This window comes from Companilactobacillus ginsenosidimutans, assembly GCF_001050475.1.
GTDB classification, from domain to species: domain Bacteria; phylum Bacillota; class Bacilli; order Lactobacillales; family Lactobacillaceae; genus Companilactobacillus; species Companilactobacillus ginsenosidimutans.
This window is the reverse complement of sequence record NZ_CP012034.1, coordinates 510,158-531,170: the sequence shown is the minus strand read 5'-3', so window position 1 is coordinate 531,170 and position 21,013 is coordinate 510,158. Positions and strand designations below refer to the sequence as shown.

The 21,013-nt window shown below is 35.2% G+C and carries 19 protein-coding genes, 1 other RNA gene and 1 pseudogene; 14 read left to right on the top strand and 7 right to left on the bottom strand.

From position 1 onward, the window contains the following. Nucleotides 1-16 precede the first annotated feature (16 nt). Genes ABM34_RS02805 through ABM34_RS02795 form a run of 3 tightly spaced genes read left to right on the top strand, consistent with a single transcriptional unit; the run spans nt 17 to nt 1,811 of the window. Nucleotides 17-496: a hypothetical protein gene (locus ABM34_RS02805; RefSeq protein ID WP_048703135.1), complete on the top strand. Its 480-nt coding sequence runs from the start codon at nt 17-19 to the stop codon at nt 494-496. Between the two features lie 44 nt (nt 497-540). Next, nucleotides 541-1,164, top strand: coding sequence for a DnaD domain protein (locus ABM34_RS02800; protein ID WP_048703132.1), 624 nt, complete (start codon nt 541-543; stop codon nt 1,162-1,164). Further along, entirely contained in the window at nt 1,164-1,811 is a 648-nt protein-coding gene (locus tag ABM34_RS02795; RefSeq protein WP_048703130.1) for an endonuclease III domain-containing protein, read from the top strand. The genes ABM34_RS02800 and ABM34_RS02795 overlap by 1 nt, the downstream gene beginning before the upstream one ends. A gap of 27 nt (nt 1,812-1,838) precedes the next feature. Here the strand turns inward: ABM34_RS02795 and ABM34_RS02790 are convergent, their stop codons facing one another. Further along, nucleotides 1,839-4,280 (bottom strand): transglycosylase domain-containing protein, encoded by a 2,442-nt coding sequence (locus ABM34_RS02790; protein WP_048703127.1) that lies wholly within the window; start codon nt 4,278-4,280, stop codon nt 1,839-1,841. Then, nucleotides 4,280-4,903 (bottom strand): Holliday junction resolvase RecU, encoded by a 624-nt coding sequence (gene recU / locus ABM34_RS02785; RefSeq protein WP_048703124.1) that lies wholly within the window; start codon nt 4,901-4,903, stop codon nt 4,280-4,282. The genes ABM34_RS02790 and recU overlap by 1 nt, the downstream gene beginning before the upstream one ends. Before the next feature lie 65 nt (nt 4,904-4,968). Here recU and ABM34_RS02780 point away from each other — a divergent pair, with 65 nt between their 5' ends. From ABM34_RS02780 to ABM34_RS02770, 4 genes and pseudogenes are all read left to right on the top strand, one after another. Continuing rightward, on the top strand, nt 4,969-5,520 hold the full coding sequence (locus tag ABM34_RS02780; RefSeq protein ID WP_048703121.1) for an SLOG family protein: 552 nt from the start codon (nt 4,969-4,971) through the stop codon (nt 5,518-5,520). Nucleotides 5,521-5,692: 172 nt separating this feature from the next. Continuing rightward, a pseudogene (locus ABM34_RS13580) lies at nt 5,693-5,804 on the top strand (DivIVA domain-containing protein); the annotation flags it as partial. A gap of 547 nt (nt 5,805-6,351) precedes the next feature. Beyond that, an RNA gene (gene rnpB / locus ABM34_RS12990) (RNase P RNA component class B) lies at nt 6,352-6,706 on the top strand. A 69-nt stretch (nt 6,707-6,775) separates the two neighbouring features. Beyond that, nucleotides 6,776-7,891: a THUMP domain-containing class I SAM-dependent RNA methyltransferase gene (locus tag ABM34_RS02770; protein ID WP_048703115.1), complete on the top strand. Its 1,116-nt coding sequence runs from the start codon at nt 6,776-6,778 to the stop codon at nt 7,889-7,891. Here ABM34_RS02770 and ABM34_RS02765 read toward each other — a convergent pair whose 3' ends face one another. The 4 genes from ABM34_RS02765 to ABM34_RS02750 form a co-directional block, all read right to left on the bottom strand. Continuing rightward, nucleotides 7,892-8,830 carry a magnesium transporter CorA family protein gene (locus ABM34_RS02765; protein ID WP_048703112.1) on the bottom strand — a complete coding sequence of 313 codons (939 nt, stop codon included), beginning with the start codon at nt 8,828-8,830 and terminating at the stop codon, nt 7,892-7,894. It abuts the gene before it with no gap. Between the two features lie 165 nt (nt 8,831-8,995). Beyond that, complete coding sequence (locus ABM34_RS02760) at nt 8,996-10,009, bottom strand: lipoate--protein ligase (RefSeq protein ID WP_048703109.1); 1,014 nt, start codon at nt 10,007-10,009, stop codon at nt 8,996-8,998. A 68-nt stretch (nt 10,010-10,077) separates the two neighbouring features. Next, nucleotides 10,078-11,091, bottom strand: a complete 1,014-nt coding sequence (locus ABM34_RS02755; RefSeq protein ID WP_048703107.1) for a lipoate--protein ligase — start codon at nt 11,089-11,091, stop codon at nt 10,078-10,080. An 87-nt stretch (nt 11,092-11,178) separates the two neighbouring features. Further along, nucleotides 11,179-11,574, bottom strand: a complete 396-nt coding sequence (locus tag ABM34_RS02750; RefSeq protein ID WP_048703105.1) for an RNase H family protein — start codon at nt 11,572-11,574, stop codon at nt 11,179-11,181. Nucleotides 11,575-11,602: 28 nt separating this feature from the next. On the opposite strand from ABM34_RS02750, the gene ABM34_RS02745 reads away from it, so the two are divergent. The 7 genes from ABM34_RS02745 to ABM34_RS02715 all read left to right on the top strand — a co-directional run bounded on the left by ABM34_RS02745 (nt 11,603) and on the right by ABM34_RS02715 (nt 19,177). Then, the gene (locus tag ABM34_RS02745) at nt 11,603-11,989 is read left to right on the top strand and encodes an EbsA family protein (RefSeq protein WP_048703102.1); all 387 of its coding nucleotides are present in this window, start codon (nt 11,603-11,605) and stop codon (nt 11,987-11,989) included. Then, nucleotides 11,989-13,671 carry a formate--tetrahydrofolate ligase gene (locus ABM34_RS02740; protein WP_048703100.1) on the top strand — a complete coding sequence of 561 codons (1,683 nt, stop codon included), beginning with the start codon at nt 11,989-11,991 and terminating at the stop codon, nt 13,669-13,671. The genes ABM34_RS02745 and ABM34_RS02740 overlap by 1 nt, the downstream gene beginning before the upstream one ends. Further along, nucleotides 13,671-14,135: a signal peptidase II gene (gene lspA, locus ABM34_RS02735; protein ID WP_048703097.1), complete on the top strand. Its 465-nt coding sequence runs from the start codon at nt 13,671-13,673 to the stop codon at nt 14,133-14,135. Before ABM34_RS02740 ends, lspA begins: the two co-directional genes overlap by 1 nt. Beyond that, nucleotides 14,116-15,030: an RluA family pseudouridine synthase gene (locus ABM34_RS02730; protein ID WP_157023202.1), complete on the top strand. Its 915-nt coding sequence runs from the start codon at nt 14,116-14,118 to the stop codon at nt 15,028-15,030. The genes lspA and ABM34_RS02730 overlap by 20 nt, the downstream gene beginning before the upstream one ends. Before the next feature lie 120 nt (nt 15,031-15,150). Continuing rightward, nucleotides 15,151-15,678 (top strand): bifunctional pyr operon transcriptional regulator/uracil phosphoribosyltransferase PyrR, encoded by a 528-nt coding sequence (gene pyrR, locus ABM34_RS02725; protein WP_048703094.1) that lies wholly within the window; start codon nt 15,151-15,153, stop codon nt 15,676-15,678. A gap of 21 nt (nt 15,679-15,699) precedes the next feature. After that, on the top strand, nt 15,700-16,776 hold the full coding sequence (locus ABM34_RS02720; RefSeq protein WP_048703092.1) for a carbamoyl phosphate synthase small subunit: 1,077 nt from the start codon (nt 15,700-15,702) through the stop codon (nt 16,774-16,776). Between the two features lies 1 nt (nt 16,777). Continuing rightward, nucleotides 16,778-19,177, top strand: a complete 2,400-nt coding sequence (locus ABM34_RS02715; RefSeq protein ID WP_048703090.1) for an ATP-binding protein — start codon at nt 16,778-16,780, stop codon at nt 19,175-19,177. Between the two features lie 35 nt (nt 19,178-19,212). On the opposite strand, the gene ABM34_RS02710 is transcribed toward ABM34_RS02715, so the two are convergent. Then, nucleotides 19,213-20,889, bottom strand: coding sequence for an Rqc2 family fibronectin-binding protein (locus ABM34_RS02710; protein ID WP_048703088.1), 1,677 nt, complete (start codon nt 20,887-20,889; stop codon nt 19,213-19,215). Between the last annotated feature and the right edge of the window lie 124 nt (nt 20,890-21,013).

Sequence of the window (21,013 nt, the reverse complement as noted above, 5' to 3'; positions counted from 1 at the left end):
CCTAAAGGACAAATTTATGAATAGAAGTACAAAAATTTTACTAGCGATTTCATTGGTTACATTAGTCATTGTTTCTGCATTGACTTACATTAACCTCTCTTTTGCGCCGTACTCGAGTGCAAAATCACAGTCAAATAGTATTGCAAAGGATAATGCCGGAATCGTTGATCCTGATTATTTTGGTGACTATACAAGAGCCGATAGATATTATTCAGTTGGTGGTTTAACAAAGAACAGACAGTATCGATACATTATTATCAATGCAAAATCTGGTAAAACGCAAACTATTAACAAGGGCAATGCACCACTTAGAGAATCTGTGTTAAATGGTGTGGCGGAACGTTATAATCCAACCAAAATATTGCATATCAATCTCGGTGTTTACAAAAAACAACCCACCTGGGAAGTCGCATTTAAAAACAAAAATGGCACGATAGGGTATAACTTGATTGATTTCAAGACTGGCAAAAGTATTGAAGTATTAAATAACATTTAGGTATTGGCAGTAATGCCTTTACCTTTTTTATTTGGAGATATCGAATGGAAGATAAATTTTTTAACCGCTTTTTAAATAGTGGTAGTACCAATATAAGCAACTTGATAGTTCAAAATTATCGTAAACTAGGGATGACTGAAAAGGATTTAGTCATTTATTTGAATTTACAAATGTTTGCTCAACAAGGAAACCAATTCCCGCCTGTCGTTAATATTGCCAATAATACTGGATTTGAAGAGAATGATATTTTTAATGGTATTCAAACTTTGATTAAATTAGGTATTATCGAATTAAAAACGATTGTAGAAAATCACCAACAACGTGATATTTACTCACTGACGCCCATTTTCAATCGTTTGAATGCGTTATTTATTCAAGAAAACGATTCAAACGCAGAAAAAAAATTAATGTCGGATACTGAGCAATTATTTAAAAAAATTGAAGTTGAATTTGGCCGACCAATTTCACCTATTGAGCAAGAACAAGTTCATCAATGGATCGATGATGATCATTATGGAATCAAACTAATCGATTTAGCTTTACGAGAAGCTGTATTAAATCAGGCGTATTCACTAAAATATATGGACAGAATTTTAATTAGTTGGGAAAAAAGTAATATTAAAACTCCAGAGCAATTACAAGAACGTCGAAAGAAGTTGGGATACTAATGCTTAATGATAAACAAATCGCATGGGCAATTCATGAAATGGAAAATGACATTGGAACTGTTGAACCATCATTAGATTCGAGAACACCATTTCAATATTTGGTTTCAGTGATACTCAGCGCCCAAGCCACTGATGTGTCAGTTAACAAGGTGACACCAGAATTATTTGCAAAATATCCAGATCCAAAGGATTTAATGTCAGCTAATTTAGAGGATGTCGAGCGGATTATTAAAAGCGTTGGTTTATTTCATAATAAGGCTAAAAATATCATTAAAACTGCAGAAGTGCTTCATTTGCAATATAATGACGTTGTACCAGAGGTTAGGTCAGAAATAATGAAGTTGCCAGGGGCAGGGAGAAAAACAGCCAACGTCGTATTAAGTGACGTTTTCAATCAACCAACTTTTGCCGTTGACACACATGTTTCAGCTATAGCCAAAAGATTACATTTTATCGATCAAAAAGCTAATCCACTTCAAGTTGAGAAGAAGATTGTTGGTGCTTTGAAACCAGAAGAGTTACATCAAGCTCATCATACGATGATTGAATATGGTCGAAAGTACTCAATGAAACTTCCTGTAGAAAAAGAAACTAATCAGTTAATTATCGAGTGCGACAAACTTAACAGTGCAAATGAAAAGGCTTAGAACATAATTGTTCTAAGCCTTTTTAATCTATTCATTTTCATTTTCCGGTTCTGTATCGATTGTGTTACCGCCTTGAGTATTGCTACCTTGGGTGCCACCACCGCTTGGGGGAGTAGTTCCTCCATTGTTATCGCCAGTATTACCACCACCAGCGTTGTTGCCATTATTACCTGAATTATTACCACCATTATTGGAGGAATTGTTGTTTCCACCAGTTGATGGAGGATTAGTTGTGGTGTTTCCATTGTTATTTTGGTTATTGCCGTCAGTACCATCACCAGTTTGTGTATTACCATTTGGCTCGTTCTCATCGGAATTCTCATTTTCTTGATTATTTTCAGAATTTTGAGAACGGTTTGGAATTACTTCCTCACTACTTGATGAGCTGCTTGAACTTGATGAGGAACTTGAGTAATTCTTGTAAGGATTTGTTGGTGCGTGTCCTCGAACGAATAACTCGTTAGTATAAGTTCCACTTGGTGATCTTGGTGATGCAACGATAGGTGATTCAGAACCACCGGTTCTAATCTTCATTGAAACAACCGAGCTTGGTTTCTTCCAATCTGGATTCGTGGATTCTCTTGCTAGATACTCCATTTCTGCCTTGTAAATCTTTCCTGCAACACTTTGGTAAGTAGGGGATACACCTTTGGTGTTTTGTGCATCGTATCCAGTCCAAACACTCATTGAATAGTTACGAGTGTATCCGTTGTACCAGGCATCTTTTGAAGTTCCACTTAGCTCTGGATTTCCTTCAACTGATTTATCATCATAATTTGTTGTACCAGTTTTACCAGCTTGATGTAATCCGGCAATTTGAGCATAGTCCGCAAATCCTTGACTAGTTGGAACACCTTTCAACATGTCAGTAATCATATAAGCTGTCGATGCTTTCATAACTCTTTTTGGTTCTGAGTGGTAAGAATGAGTAATTCCATCCGCTTTTTCAATCTTTGAGACATATGTGGGTTTGTAATAATTACCACCATTCGAGAATGCTGCATACGCTGATGCTCCTTGCAGACTTGAGGCATCGGTACCAATACCAGCAGAAAGACCAGTATCTTCACCAGTTACAGGGACACCAAGTTTCTTAGAAAACGATTTAGCTTGTTCAAAACCAACTTCTTGCAAAGTCTTGATGGCAGGCACGTTTCGTGATGTCACCAATGCTTCACGCATGCTCATTTGACCCTTATATGTTTGATCCCAATCTTTTAGAACTATATCAGTTCCTGGATAAGTATATTTTTCATCGTCCAATTGATGATATGTTGACCAATTTAGATATTCAATAGCTGGACCATAATCCAAGATTGGTTTCATGGTAGAACCATTACTACGAGATGTTTGAACCGCACGATTCAGTCCAAATTGGATATTAGTTAAGTTACGTCCACCAATCATAGCAACAACTTTTCCGTTGTTAGGGTCGACAATTGATGCACCAACCTGCATTTTTGAATCAGGGAATTGCACGTAATTTGATGAATTTACAATGTTATACAAACGTTTTTGAGCATTATAGTCCATATTGACCGTGATTTTTAAATTATCTCGATATGGATCAAATCCTTTGGCTTGCACTTCGGAAATTGCTTCCTTGATGTAAGGATCAGTAATCATTTTATCAGTATCGTTTCCAGTCGTTACTTCTTTATATGGTTCAAGTCCAGAATCAATTGGAGTTGCAATAGCTGACTCTTCTTGAGATTTAGTGATTTTTTCATTGTTATACATTGCACTGAGAACTAGGTCTCGACGTTGTTTTGCTTGTTCTGGATGTTTATATGGATCGTAATCACTAGGTGCGTTTGGCAATCCAGCTAGGAAAGCCATTTGAGGAAGTGATAATTGATCCAAAGATTTACCAAAATAATAGTTCGAGGCGGTTTCAATACCGTAAATACCATTATTCATATAAACTTTGTTGACATAAAATTCGAGAACTTGCTGTTTAGAGTAATCATGGCTGACTTTAATTGCTAACCATGCCTCTTGCATCTTACGTTTAAAGGTTTGATCTTTTGCATCAGTAGAGAAGACTGTTAACTTCACTAATTGCTGAGTTAAAGTACTTCCACCTTGTAATGTTCCTTGTGTCGCATTATTAAATGCTGACTTCACAATTCTGATTGGATCAATACCAAAAGTTTCGTTGTAGAAATTTTTGTCTTCAATAGATACGACGGCATCCTGCATTTGTTGAGGTACTTTATCAATTGTTACGTAATTTCTTTTATTGGACCCTAAAGATCCAATTTGATTACCTTCAGAATCAACAATCGATGAGCTGCCGCCACTTTGCAAAGTTTCTTGACTAATTGCAGGGGCTTTAAAAGCATAAAAAATAAAAACTGCTAAGAATAAAACAATTACTGTTCCTAGTGCAATTCCAATCCACTTCATAAATTTCTTAAAAGGCGAGACTGAAGTGTTATTGTGTCTATTGCTAGGTTTATTATTCATTATTGCTCCTTTCTACTCTCGATTAATTTATTTATAATTTCAATATAGGGCAAAGTTGGGTTGTAATTTGCCGTGATTTCATAAGAATCTCTTTCGACTTCTGACAATTGAATAGACTTGGGACCATCATCTTTTTGACCTTCCCAATACTTAAAAAGTTTGGAAGCCGGCATGATAAAATATTTATTAAGAGTAACGTACTTAATAATCACGAAACAAATTCCACCTTGCTTTAAACAGGCACGTAAATGATCAATTTGATGCTGATGAAAGTTTTTTAATGGAAACGTGTTTTTATTAGTTGTTTCCTTAGCTTCAAAGTCGACATAATGCCCTTGATAAATGCCATTATAATCAGTAGTTGATGCCTGTCTGAAGTATGCTTCTTTAATTACAGCACGGCTTCTTTTGGGGTAGTCAACTTTTACGATTTGAATAGGCGTTGGTTTTTTGTATATTACTGCTATTTCATGTGCGCGATAATATTTGTTGCTTTCATTGATCTCATCTTCAAGTCGCATACCACGGTCACCAAAGATTAATTTTTTAGCACCTGTCGTATTTAGTTTTGAAGGTTTGGATTCTTGTTGAAATTTCCGTCCATCTGGATAGTTAAAATTCAATATATCAACTCCTACTTTCAGAATTATACCATGTTAAGTGATTTTTAATTATTGGAGGGATTTATATGATAAAGAACTTGTGGGTAACTGGCTATAGATCCTATGAGTTAGGAATTTTTAAACCAGATGACCCAAAGATTAAAGTAATTCAAAAATTATTTGAAGAAAGATTTGTTAACTATGCTGAAGATGGTATGGAATGGGTATTATCTGGAGCTCAGCTTGGTACTGAACAAATTATCGGTCCAGCAGTACAAGAAGTGAAGAATAAAGGTTATAATATCAAACATGCAGTTATGTTACCATTCGCGAATTTTGGTGATCAGTGGAATGATAACAATAAGTCATTACTAAATATTTTTTTAAGAAATGCCGACTATGTCAATAAACTCACTAGTTTGGGTTATCATTCAGGTATACAACTCAGAACATGGCAGAATTTTATGCTTCAACATACCGATGGGGCGCTAATTTTTTATGATCCGGATAGTGGAGGGAAGCCTAAATATGACTATTCGGCAATGGAAAGTTATGTTGACCGAGGGAACGATTACTCAATTGAGTTAATCGACTTTGATGAAATGCAAGATTTTGCTAATAGTTTGTCAGAAGAGTAATTTTACTACATTTTAGTAAGAACATTAAACAATTGGGGTGCAAATAATGAATAACATGAACCAAATGAATGGAAATGGATTCAATCCACAACAAGGTAACAACAATAATAATGGTAAATTCTTTTTAAATTTCCAACCAAATGATATTTTACAAAAAGAATTCAAAACAAAGATGCGTGGATATGACCAAGCCGAAGTTGACCAATTCTTGGATGGAATCATTAAGGATTACGAAGCATACTCAAACGAGTTAAACAGATTAAAGGCAGAAAATAACCGTCTTCAAACTCAATTGAACTCAATGCCACAAGACAATGCCAATAATACTAATCAAAACCAAGGACCTGTTTCTCGTCAAAGAACCAACAGAACTATTCCTGTCCAACCAAAGCCTAATATGGGTGGCATGAATACTACAAATGCTGCTCCTAAAGCTGACGCCGCTACAAACTACGATATCTTGAGAAGAATTTCAAATCTTGAAAAACACGTATTTGGACATGATTTTGCAAACGGAATTCCTAATCAAGATAATGCTACTGATCAAAATAAAAATAATGATTCAATCAAACAATTTGCATCAGCTGCTGTTCCCAATAATATGAACAATAACAACAATCGTAACAATCCTTTTGAAAGTGGTCATAATGAAATAAATCCTGACCCTATGCAAAATATGAATAACAATAATAACAATATGAATCAAAATAATAACCAAGATGTAAATCCAAATCATTTTGATTCTAATCGTCAAAATATGAACGGATTTAACCCAAATCTAAATAATAATGGAAATATGGGTCAATTTTAGGTATAATATTCGCATTGGTAAATTTTGAGTAATCGCGGCCTAGTTATCTAGGCTGAGGAAAGTCCACGCCAGCACGAGCTGAGATGCTTGTAGTGTTCGCGCTTAGCCCAATAAGCTAAGGTACCTTTTGGTAACGGCAGTGAAAGCACTAAGGTTTTACTATGTGTTAATAGCTTGAAAGTGCCACAGAGACGTAGTATCAAGGGAAATCTTGATAGTGGAACGAGGTAAACCCCACGAGCTGGCAACCCAAACTTTGGTAGGGGCGCTTCATAACGAGAAATGAATCTACTGTGAAGGCTTAATTGTAGATAGATGATTACTAATTGTATCGGAAGACCGAGCCGATACATGAACAGAACGTGGCTTATAGAAATTTACTTGGTAAGGGACGACTTGCTCGTCCTTTTTTTGTACAACAATTTGATTTAAAAAGAGGAAAATATGAAATTAATTGCAACTATGTCTAGTGGCTTCGAAGCTGTTACTAAAAAAGAATTGCAAGATTTAGGCTATGACGTTCAAACTGAAAATGGAAAAGTGTATTTTGATGGTGACTACGAAGATATAGCTAAGGCAAATTTGTGGCTAAGAAGTGCTGACAGAATAAAAATTCTAATTTCTACTTTTGAAGCCAAAACTTTCGAAGAACTTTTTGATAAAGTTAACGATATTGCCTGGGATGACTGGTTGCCATTAAATGCTGCCTTTCCAATTAAAGCAAGAACTGTAAAGTCAAAATTGTTCTCTGAACGTGATATTCAAGCAATTACCAAAAAAGCAATCGTTAATAAAATGGCTGACATCTATAAACGTCGTGGACGTTTACCTGAATCAGGCGCTAAATTCCAAATTGAAACCAGAATACATAATGATATTGTTGAGATCACCCTCGATACAACAGGAGATTCTCTATATAAACGTGGATACCGTACAGAACACGGTGTTGCTCCAATGAAGGAAAACTTTGCTGCCGCATTGATTATGCTAACTAACTGGCACGCAGATATGCCGTTTGTTGATCCAACCACTGGATCAGGAACTATTGCCATTGAAGCTGCATTATTAGCTAAAAATGTCGCACCTGGAATTCTTAGAAAATTTTCTTTTGAAGATTTCGACTGGTTCGATCCAATGATTTTGGAAAAAGAAAAAGAAGCAGCCAAAGAATTACAGGTTGCTCCCGAATTAAATATTTTTGCTAGCGATATTGATGGTTCAATGATCGATGTTGCTAAATTAAATGCTCATGGTGCTGGCGTATTGCACGATATTAATTTCAAACAAGTTGCTGTGAAGGATTTGAAGATTGAAGGGGAAGATGGAGTAATCATCTCTAACCCTCCTTACGGTCAACGTATGAGCGATATGGACAGTGTTCATACACTTTACAAGCAAATGGGAGATGTCTTTGAACCACATGCATCATGGAGTAAGTACATTGTTACTTCAGACCTCGAGTTTGAAAAGTTTTATGGTAAGCGTGCTACAAAGAAACGTAAACTATATAACGGTGCAATTAGAACAGATTATTACCAATTTTGGGCAACTGAGAGATAGTTATAAACTATTTCGACGATGTAAATCCCATAAAACAAAAATTATCATTGCAATCGTAATGACTATAGAAAAAATCCATGACCACTGCTTATCAGCGACTGGAAGTTTCATATTCATTCCGTAAAATCCAGAAATAATCGTTGGTACACTTAAAACAATCGTATAAATAGTCAAAACTTTCATGGTATTGTTCATTTGATTATTCAAGATATTGTTACTTGTGTTTGCCACTCGATCAATAATATCTGACGCCAGATCGGCTTCATCTTTTAGTTGTTCAATCTCAACAACTGAATCATGGAGCCGTTCTTTTGTTCTAGCGGTTAAATTGACTGTCTCAACTTTGCTGTTAGCAATTGTGTCAATTTGTCTGGCAACACTGTAATCGCTGTTGATTGCAGTACTTGCATAAATCATCATATCTTGTAAATTTGAGAGGCTAATAATTTGTTTATAGGAAGTCTTTCTTTTTTCGATGTGTTCTTGGATTTTGTTTCGTTTAACATTAATTTCATTGATCGTATCGCTGAAATCATCGGATATGCTGTCAAACGCATAAAAGATCAATGTCCAAATTCGATCCTTAATATTAGTGCCATAGTGAGTGTCAGCATTTTTTATATAATCATATACATAATGAGTATATTTATTTGTGAATAGGAACAAATTATCATCCTTAATTACCAATGCAATTGGTCGAGTACTTTCTGAAGGGGATGACTTAATTTCATTTTGGACATAATAAACTACTAGCCAAATTTGATTATCTTCATCAAACTCAAGTCTGGCACGCTCATTGACGTCATCAGCATAATCAAGTACTTCGTTCGTAAGTTCGAAGTTTTCAATTAAGTTTGTTCGATCATCATCATTTAAATTGGTTTTTGATGCTATGTCGACTAGTTTGAAATTTTGTTGCAGTTGCTCTGTTTTAATCATTTTTGATAAATACCTCGTTGAAAATATTTTATCATAGTGAGGTTGTAGCGATAATTTTAATTTTATTGATGGTTCACTGTCGTCTTCCGGTCAGGTTCAATAATATCAATTAAAAAGCGAGTCCCTAAAAAATGTGGGCTCGCCTGTTTTGTATTAATTTCTTAATTATTTTGTGAAAAGGGTGAAGAGTTCATTCTCTGATACTCCACTGAAGTAATTATCTAAATCAAATGTTTTTAGAACTTTTGTGATTTGTTCTGAATCGTAATCTATTCCGATTAATTTTTGCTTAATGTCGTTAGAATCTTTTTTTCCAAAATAATCACCATAGATTTCGAGGGACTTTATTTTACCTTCAGACACTTCATATCTGACATCAATTGTTCCCATGTTGAAATGTTTGCGATTTTTAACTGTGAAGTCAGGAGACTTTCCATAGACCCAGTCCCAGTTGTAATAGTAGTCATCATTTAATTTTTGGATTGCAGTTTTGTCTGCCTCTGTTAATTTATATTCCTTATTTGCAATAGAATTTAGATTGTCAGTATGGAATAACTCCATTATTAATCGGTCACGGAATTCTTCAGTCGTTAGCTTCTGATATTCTGGTTTCAAATATGGCTTAACATTTGTAACTCTAGACTTAACTGATTTTATTCCTTTGGATTCGATCTTATCTTTTGGAACATTTAATGCTTTGCTGAGGACAGTAAGATCTACATCGTAGGCTAGGGTACCGTGAGAAAACATTTTCCCATTTTTGGTATACATAGCATTACCAGAGAATTTCTTACCATCAACCATTAAGTCATTTCTACCCGACACTTCAGCGGTAGTTGCACCCATATCTTTTAATGCATCAATAATTGGTTTCGTAAGTTTTTTAAAATTACCAAAATTGTCACTATCAGAGTTTACAACGAAACTAAAACTGATATTTCCTAGATCATCATATACTGCGCCACCACCAGAAAATCTTCTTGTAATAGTAATATTGTGTTTCTTAACATAATCGGAGTTGATTTCCTCAAGCGTATTTTGGTGACGGCCGACAATTATGCAGGGTTTTTGGATATAAAATAAAACTAGTGGCACATCGAACTCGACGTTATTCATCAAATATTGTTCAGTTGCTAGGTTATCTCGAATATCTGTTGATCTCATTCTGTAAAAATACATTTTGTCCTCCTCAAGAAAAAAAGCCTGAGTTTGAAAAAACTCAAGCCAAAATTATTCGTAATTATATATTAGGGTGTAAATAGTTTTGAAAGTTCGTCTTGTGGAATTCCATGGAAATAGTAATCCAAATTAAATGAATCTAATACTTTTAAAATGTCATCACGGTCAAACACTGTTCCAGTTAATTTATTTTTGATATCTGTAGAATCCTTCATACCAAAGTAATCTCCGTAAATTTCAACATGGTCAATTTTACCATCAGCAACATTATATCTAACATCAACAGTTCCCATATCAAAATGTTTACGTTGTTTGGCAGTGAATTCAGGTGATTTACCGTAAACCCAATCCCAGTTGTAGTAATAATCTTCTTTAATCTTATCGATTTCTTTTTGTTGTTCTGGGGAAACAATATATTCTTTATCTTTGATTTCGTCGACTGAGTTAGCATGGAATAATTCAAGAAGTAAACGATCTCTAAATTCTTCAGTACTCAAGTTTTGATATTTTTCATCAAGATAAGGTTTTAAGTTAGTAACACGACTTCTGATTGATTTAATACCTTTGGACGCAATCTTGTCTTTAGCAACTTTTAATGCGTCTGTAAGGACGTTTAAATCAACGTCAAGTGATAATGTTCCATGTGAGAAAGTTTTTCCGTTTCTTGAATACATGGCATTACCAGAGAATTTCTTACCATCAACTAATAAATCATTTCTACCTGAAACTTCGGCAGTAGTTGCACCCATATCATGAAGCGCATCAATAATAGGTTGAGTAAATGATTTGAAATCACCAAAATTCTTGTCGTCAGAATTGACAACGAAACTAAAACATAAGTTACCAAGATCTTGATAAACTGCACCACCACCAGAAATACGACGAGTAACAGTAATATTGTTGTCTTTTACGTAGTCACTGTTAATTTCTTCAAGTGTGTTTTGGTTTCTTCCTACAATGATACATGGTTTTTCAATGTAAAAAAGAACTAATGGTTCATCAAATTCAACGTTGTTCATGAGATATTGTTCAGTTGCAAGATTGTCACGAATATCTCGATCTTTCATTAGAACGTAATACATCAGCAAAATCCTCCTAGCTTAAATTTGTAAGCGATTTAATCGTATCACAATCTCAAGTCAATTTATAATTAGAATACTTATGTTTTTTTATGATTTTCGTAGGTGGATTAGTTCCTGATGAATTAGGGCGTGTGCTGCTCCATTTTCTTTGTCAGAAATATGTTTTACAAAGTAAGTTGGAAATTTATCAAGTAATGGCATAATGACGTCTACCATCTCCTGATAATGCTTAGAATAATTTTTACCAATGCTGTCGACAACTATTTGACTATCACAGTTCAGTTGTAGAATGTCATCGTTCAATTTTTGATCAATTAGATCGGTTAATGCAGCTTGGACAGCCAAAAATTCTAGATAATGATTGTCCTGTTCTTTTTGTGGTTCAACAAAGCTTTTTGAAGTTTTTTCAGTGTGATAAACAAATGAGATTGCGGCTAAGTTTTGATTAGTATTTAAACCGGCGTCGGTGTACAATTTAATCATGTCAATTTGACCTTTCGGAGGGTATTTTATGTCGAAGAAGTATTACATTCAGCCCACAGGTGCTTGGGGTATTATTCTGTGGTCTTTTGCTCTAATTATTATCTTCCTGGGCGTTGTTTTGCAATTGGAAATTTTCAGCTTAAGTGTTATTCCTATTATTATATGGATAATTGGATTAGTTTATATTTTGTATATACTCAAAAGTTCATGGGTTAAAATTTCAGATTCAAAAGTTGTAATCAAAGAACCAAATTATCACAAAACCAGAACGTTTAATCGTTCAGATGTGACTGTTAAAAGTAATAATCAATGGCAATTAGAATTTGATTTCGAAAACCATGATTATTTTCCTGTAAAGATTACTTCTACAAAGAAAATTCTAAGAGAAATTAAAAAAAGAGTGGGTGATCAATAATGGCTTTTCCAAGTGATATTGAAATTGCACAAATTAATGAACACGATAAGATGAAGAATATTAGTGAGATTGCTAATAAGGTGGGATTAGATGACGCTGATATTGAACCATATGGTCATTACAAGGCCAAGATTAGTGGTTCCGGTATTAACAAAGCCATGAAGAATGACGATGGTAAGTTGATTTTAGTTACATCTATCAATCCAACTCCAGCGGGTGAGGGAAAATCGACCGTTGCTATTGGTTTAGCTGATGCCTTACAAGCTTTAGGCAAGAAAACTGTCTTGGCTCTTCGTGAACCTTCATTAGGACCTGTCATGGGAATGAAGGGTGGAGCTACTGGTGGTGGGTATGCTCAAGTCGTTCCTATGGAAGATATTAATCTTCATTTCACTGGAGATATGCACGCACTGACCAGTGCGGTTAACACTTTGGCAGCTTTGATTGATAATCATTTGCACCAAGGTAATGAATTAAATATCGATCCAAGACGTATTATTTGGAAACGTGCCTTAGATATTAATGATCGTTCTTTAAGGAATGCTGTAATTGGATTAGGTGGACCGATCAATTCAATTCCCCGTGAAGAACATTTTGAAATTACGGTTGCTAGTGAGCTGATGGCTATCTTATGTTTAGCTCAAGACATTGACGATTTGAAAGAACGTATTGCAAGCATCTTAATTGCTTACACTTATGACCGCAAACCAGTTTTTGTCAGAGATTTGAAGGTCCAGGGAGCAATTACTATGTTGCTTAAGGACGCTTTGAAACCAAACTTAGTTCAAACACTTGAAAATACACCAGCCATCATTCACGGTGGGCCATTCGCTAATATTGCCCATGGATGTAACAGCATTCTTGCTACTGAATTAGCGATGAAATTAGGTGATTACACCGTGACTGAAGGTGGCTTTGGTGCTGACCTCGGTGGTGAAAAGTTTATGGATATTGTTACGCCTAAACTAAATCACGCACCAAATGCAGTTGTAATTGTTGCAACAATCAGAGCTTTAAAATACAACGGTGGCCAAAAATTAGCTGATCTTCAAAATGAAGATTTAAATGCCTTGACACTAGGATTTAAAAATCTTAAACGTCATATTCACAACATGCGTTATTACAATGTTCCAGTCGTTGTTTCGATTAATGAATTCGCGACTGATACTGATAATGAAATCAAACTATTGACTAGTTTATGTGATGAGGTCGGTGTTGATGTTCAATTAACTGAAATTCATCACAAGGGTAGTAAAGGTGGTCTAAACCTTGCAAAGGCTGTAATTAAAGCCACTGAAAAAGAAGCCAATTACACTCGCTTATATGAGGATGAACAAACAACCGAAGAAAAAATTGCTACAATTGCTTCAGAAATTTATGGTGCCAACAACGTTGAGTATTCAGCTCAAGCATTGAAACAACTCCAGACTCTAAAAGATAATGTCTGGGATGATTTACCAGTATGTATTGCGAAAACTCAATATTCATTGAGCGATGATCCTAAGAAGTTGGGAAGTCCCAAAGATTTTACGCTTCATGTTCAAAGCTTAATTCCAAAGTTAGGCGCAGGTTTTATTGTTGTGTTAACTGGTAGTGTTCTTACAATGCCTGGATTACCAAGTAAACCAGCCGCTTTAAATATGGATGTTGACAATACAGGAAAGATAAGTGGACTCTTCTAATGCCTTTTGTTTATTTATTAGTTTTAATTGGTTTGATCTTTGGTGACCAAGCCTTGAAGTTTTATGTGTTTAACAATGTACCTTCACTTGGTGACCAGCAGTTGATTCCTGGATTAATCTCGTTAACTAATGTCAGAAATACCGGCGCAGCATGGAGTATGTTGGAAGGTAAGATGTATTTCTTCTACATAATTACCGCAATAGCCGTAATTGTTTTAATATATTTATTTGTAAAAGCTGATAAGACAGATTATTTATACAGATTCTCATTATTGTTCTTATTTGCCGGTACATTGGGTAATGCGATTGACAGGTTTACTCGTCAATTTGTGATTGATATGTTTAATTTAGATTTCATTAATTTTCCAATATTTAATTTAGCAGACACTTATATAACTGTTGGTGTCATCTTACTAATTATTTATTTATTCCGATCGACAGCAGGTGAAAAAAATAGCAAATAATTTAATTACTCTTAAATTTGAAGAAACTACAAAAGCACGACTAGATAAGTTCGTTGATGAATCAGTCGACGAGGTTAGCCGCTCACAGATTACAAAATTTATTAAAGATGGCGAAATCAGTGTGAACGATCAAATCATAAAAAAAGCCGGATACAAGTTATCTCAAGGGGATGTTGTGGAATTTACTATTCCTGAAGAAAAACCTATCGAGGCAATTCCTCAAAATATCCCTCTGGATGTTATTTACGAAGATGAAGATGTTCTGGTTGTTAATAAGCCACAAGGGATGGTTGTTCACCCAGCAGCTGGTCATCCAGATGGTACCTTGGTAAATGCAATCTTGTATCATAGCAAAATTAATGATGATGACATGATTAGACCAGGAATCGTACACCGAATTGATAAAGATACCTCAGGTTTATTAATGATTGCAAAAAATAATTTAGCTAAACAATCACTAATGGAACAATTGAAAAACAAAACTAATTTGCGCGAATATGTTGCGATTGTTCATGGTAACTTTAAAGAGAAGAAGGGTGTTATCAATGCACCTTTAGGTAGGTCTAAAAGTGATCGCAAAAAACAAGCAATTGTTGACGATGGTCGCCATGCTGTTACTCACTTTGAAGTGATTGAACAATTTGAAGGTTACTCACTAGTCAAACTTCGACTTGAAACTGGTAGAACTCATCAAATCAGGGTTCACATGCAATATATTGGTCATCCAGTTGCTGGAGATCCTCTTTACGGACCAAAAAATACACTACTCGGTAATGGTCAATTTCTACATGCAAAGACATTGGGGTTTGAACATCCACGAACTCATGAGTGGATGGAATTTTCAGTTGAGCCTCCAAAGATATTTAATGATACCGTAAACAAATTGCGTGGTTGACACGACTAAAGCAATATTTTATTCTGAATAATGAATTGAAAGACATTTTTGTATTAAATTACTAATTAAATCGAAGCTAGGGCGATCGTCCTGGCTTTTCTTTAGGATAAGGAGCTTTCTATGGCAAAAGAAATCATCGACGGTCAAACAATGACTCGTGCATTAACTCGAATAACATATGAAATTATTGAACGAAATAAAGGAATTGAGGATTTGGTTTTGGTCGGAATCAAAACTAGAGGAGTCTTTGTTGCTCATCGTATTGAATCAAGATTAAAACAACTTGAGAATATCAGTATCCCGGTTGCTGAACTTGACATCACTCCCTATCGTGACGATGTACAGTCTGATGAAAAGGAAGTCGAAGAATACAAAGCAGAGCCATTGGACTTTGATATCACAAATAAACACGTCATTTTAACCGATGATGTTCTTTATACTGGAAGAACAATTCGTGCTGCCATGGATGCGCTCATGAGTTCAGGACGTCCAAAGAAAATTTCTCTTGCCGTGCTCGTTGACAGGGGACACCGCGAATTACCAATTAGAGCGGATTTTGTCGGTAAAAACATTCCAACTTCACAACGAGAAAAGATTAAAGTATTTATGAAAGAAATCGACGGGGAAGACAAAGTCGAGATTGAATAAACAGTTAATTGGAGTGGGCAGATGAAACGTTATTTAATATTAGAAGACGGAACAGTTTTTCCAGGTGAGGGATTTGGTTCTTCAGTGATTACTACTGGTCAACTTGTTGTTTCTAATAATAGAACTGGTATCGAACAGTCAGTCACTGACCCTGATGCTGAGGGACAAATCTTGGCTTTTACAACTCCGGGAATCGGCAGTTCGGGAATTAACCGCGATTTTTATGAATCTATTAATTATCAATGTAAGGGAATCGTAATTGGCTCCAGTAGTTCTGACAGTGTCGATGGATCAATTCCATTTGAAGAGTGGATTACTAGCATGAAAATTCCTGGAATTAAAAATGTTGATATTCGCGCTCTTTCAAAACATATTTACGAGCATGGTGAAATGAAGGCAAGTATCATGGATACTCATGATGAACATGCCATGGATCAAATCAAAGCATTGGTTTTACCTAGTGATTTAGTCAAACAAGTTTCAACTAAACAATCATATCCAAATCCAAATATTGGCTTAAAAATGGTTATTGTTGATTTAGGACTAAAGTATTCGATATTGAGACAATTGTCATATCGTGATTGCAATTCAGTCATTGTTAATTACAACTCAACTCCAGAGGAGATTGCTAGTCTCCATCCTGACGGGGTCATCTTTTCGAATGGACCTGGAGATCCTAAAGATTTACCAAAAACCATTGAGAACATTAAAGTGATACAAAAGCAATTTCCGACAATGGGAATCGGATTAGGTAGTTTACTCGTGGCTTTAGCAAACGATTGCCAAATCACCAGATTAGAGCACCCGCACCACGAATCATCATTGGCAGTGAAAGAAGTCGCCAGTGGAAAAATTGATTTTGTTAATCATAATCATTCATACACAATCGACCAAAAATCAATTGGATCATCTGATTTCATTGTGACAAATATTTGTGTTTCCGATGGTAGTATCGAGGGAATTAGACATGAATACTTACCAATTATTAGTGTGCTCTTTGAACCTGAAGCAGCTCCTGGTCCAACAGATGGATATTACGTGTTTGATGAATTTATCGATTTAATCGATTCAATTAAGAATCAAGATTGGAGTAGATAGTTTGGTTACTAGTGGAATTCATAACATTTTAATAATTGGCCCAACTAACAGTGACAAAAATGTTGACCTGTCTACTGCGTTGTATGATACAGCCGAAATTCTACATCAGTTGGGTTACAAAACTACCATCATGGTAGAAAATCCAACAGCATTGTTATCATCCAGTGAATTCTTTGATAAAGTCGTTGTAGAAAAGGTTAATGGTGAAAATATTCTTGACTACGTTGACAATTTTCATCCTGATGCAATTTTGCCGACGGTTGGGGACAAGAATGCTCTCGGAATTATATCCGGACTTAACGGTAAGATTTCATCAACCAATGTGTTAGGTACTGATTACTTTGCATCTCTAGCTACTTTTAAACGAGAAATGTTTATCAGCAAACTTAACGAAAATGATTTGCCAGTTATTAACTTCATCTCTTCAGATGATGAAAAAGAATTGTACGATTTCATTCGGTCAATTGGTTTTCCAATTATCGCACGTCGCCGATTCTCCAATCGTCATTCAAGCGGTTGGACAAATATTAATAACTTGTTTGAACTCGATAATTTTATGGCACTAGAGGATTCACAAAGTGCCAAAATAGAGATTGAACGTAGTATTCGTGGTTTTAGTGAATACTCATTTACTGTTGTGAGAGATCGATTCGATAACTCAGCTCTAATTGGAACAATTGAAGACGTTGAACCCATTGGTATTCATCACTTGGATTCAAATCTTGTCTCACCAGCAATTTCATTAAATGATTCAAAACTTCAAAAGTTGCGTAATTTTGCAATGAAACTAGCTCGTGTATTTGATGTTGTTGGAGCTTGTACGGTGCATTTCGCCTATAATCATAAAACCAACGAATGTTACATTACTGAATTCATTCCACGTTTAAGTGAAGAAACCAAATTTCTTGAATATGCTACGAGTTATCCATTAGCCACCGTATCAGTTGAACTTAATCTTGGATATCAACTAGATAAATTACAGCTCGATTCAGGTAGTAGTTTCAATGGCGCTAGTGAGCCTTTTATGGATCATATAACATCACGTTTTCCTCAATGGAATACTACTGATCAACGTTATATTGGGCCAAGCAAGACTTCGGACTCAAGCATTATCGTAAGTGGATTCAGTATTGAAGAAGTATTCAATAAAGGTGCTTTAAATGACAAATTAAACGACACTTTAAATCGATATGAAAAACTTCACCAGATGGATGACGATCAACTATTTGAAAAAATTATTCATCCAACAAATTGGATGCTGGATGTTTTGATTGAAGCTATCAGACGTGACTTCGAACTTTCTGTCTTATCTGAGGTTACCGGTATCAATATTCCTTATCTAGTTGCACTCAAAAATATTAAAGAAAATAGTGCAATCATTCGCGATGATGAGATCGATGAAAATAATATCGAAAATGTAGTGGGTATGGGTGTCAAAGGAATAGGGTACAGCAAGGTTTTGCTCGACCGTGATGATGTCGTTACCAGAACTGTTGTTAAAAGTAAGAAATCCGTATCCGTTAATATGGATAAACTTCAACAACAAAATTACTTTCTAACTAGTGGAATTAGTAATGATTTGGAGTTTACCGATCGCAACAAAATTATTGTGCGCTCACCAATAATCACATCTAAAAAGAATATTATGGTTCGTCAGTTTGTCCTAATGCAACTAGTTAAATCCATAAATCAAAATGGATTAGAAGCTGTAATTCTTGGACGTGAACCATGGAATTCTCCACTTGAAATTAGAAATGTTGCTGTAGAAATTGCTGATCCGCATATGGAATTACAACATCTCAATTTAATTCAAGAAAAAACAATTTTTAAAATCATTGATTTTTCTCAAACACTTAGTGATGAAGATACCGAGAACAATAGAGTTTTCCAAATCAGTACCCAACCTATCAAATCGGTTGATCTGAAAGCTGATACCACAATGAGAATTATCGTTGTATCTGATGGAACATCTTTCAGCATTCCGTCTGTAATCTTCCGCAAAATGGTTGGCGAAAGAAGCTATGAGATTAGCGCATTCAATAACTTTTTGACCGATACTGATAAGTCAGAAATCACTAATATCGTCAAAAATGAGTTAGAAGATTCCCATCAGATCAATACTTACAATTTTGAATTTGCCTATTCACATGATCATTGGATGGTTACAAAGATTACATCAGGTATGAATCAAGATATTATTAGGCATGAACTTGCAAGCTCCGTTCATGTAATAGACACACTGGTGAAATTGATTTTAGGCAATAATTTCCAAGCTGATATGACTGTTGACCAAATTTTTAAAAACGATGATGAGGATTTCTTGGTTACGACGAATGATCAAAAATTCAACAGTTACGATGCTAAGGGAATTCAGAAGATTATTTCAGATAAATTTAAATAGGGGTTAGACCAAATGGCCTAACTCCTATTTTTTACTTATTTTTTCTTTACATCTCGAAGTTTTTCAACTAGGTTCCTATCTGGATCAACCAGGATAGTTGTTTGACCTTCGAAAATTACAAAACCAGGTTTAGCTCCATTGGGTTTGCGAATATTTCTAACCTGTAAATAATCTACAGGTACTTTAGCAGATTCACGAGCTTTAGAATAGTAAGATGCGATGGTTGCTGCTTCGACAATAGACTGTTCATCTGGATCGCTCGATTCCAAAATTACATGAGAACCAGGGATATCCTTAACGTGGAACCAATAATGATTTTTTTGAGCTAATTTCATAGTCAATTTATCATTTTCGATATTATTTTTTCCAACAATTACTGGAATTCCCGTTGAGGTTACAAAGTGTTCACCAACGGTCTTTTTCTTCTTACGGCGAGGTCCCTTTTTCTTCTTCTTGATATAACCAGATTCTTCAAGTTCTTCAATAATTCCATCAACATCTTCGATATCAACATATTCCAGTGAGGCCAAAACTGATTCAAGATAATTGACTTCAGAAGTAGTGATTTCTAGCTGTTCGTTAATATGTGGTATTGAATTTTGGAGTTTCCGGTAACGTTTGTAATAACTCTGTGCATTATCTGAAGGAGAAAATTCAGGATTAAGTGGAATCGTAACTTCTTCGTCATTGTAATAATTGGTCAATTTAATTGATTTTGAGCCACGCTCTATTTTTGACATATAAGTTGTCAAAAGCTCGCCATACAAATTATATTCATCCATTATCTTTGTTTGTTTAAGTTGTTTGTTCAACTTTTTAATTTTGGATTTATCCTTCTTCAAAACAATGGATAAACGATGAGTAATACTCTTAGTTTGTTGCTCAATCCGATCAATTCTTGCTCGATCAAGATAGTAATTATCTAACAATTCACCTAGAGTAGGGTAATAGCCAATAACATTGGTCGTATTCTTAAACTCGACAGGGAAAAAGCCTAATTTGTTGTTCTTTTCCTGCTTGGCAGTGTTAGGTGAGACGACATCATTATAATTAGAAATGAATTCAACTGGATCGGCACCACCTATAATGATTGACGCCAATTCCGCGGAAGTGTCAATTCCAATACCTTCAAACTTCTCACGAATATCAGACGCGGTTTTCAAATCTTTAAAATCGTCAGTTGTTGCTTCAAAAGGATTCATCTTATTTTGTGCAGGTGGTAGCTGATATGTATCACCAGGAAGTAATCCACGGAAAGAATTATCTTCAGGGTAGACACGTTTTACTAAATCAACAATTTTCCCAGTATCATTATTAATTAGGAAAATATTGCTATGACGACTCATTATTTCAATAGTCATCGTATATGAATGAATATCACCAAGTTCGTTTTTTGCTGACAAATCGATATTCACGACACGATCATTATTTAATTGTCGAAAATCTTGTACGATAGCACTTGTTATGTACTTACGAAGTGACATAACAAATGTAGCAGGCTTAGCCGGGTTTTCGAACGGTTGGTCAGTTATTTGAATTCTCGCATAACTGGGGTGAGCTGATAATAACAATTGGCGGTTTTTGCGTTCACTGCGAATTGTCAAGATGAGTTCATTTGCGAAAGGTTGTTGTATTTTTGAAATCCGACCACCCTTCAGAGTTCTATTTAGTTCGTTTACCATTGCATGGGTAAACATTCCATCAAATGACATTAATTGTGACCTCTTAGTTTACTTCTTTTTTTATATTAATTTATCCAAATTTTGAGCTATCTAACTAAAAATTATTCCTATATACTTTATTTTTAGAAAGGCATTGATTTTAGAGCGCGATAAA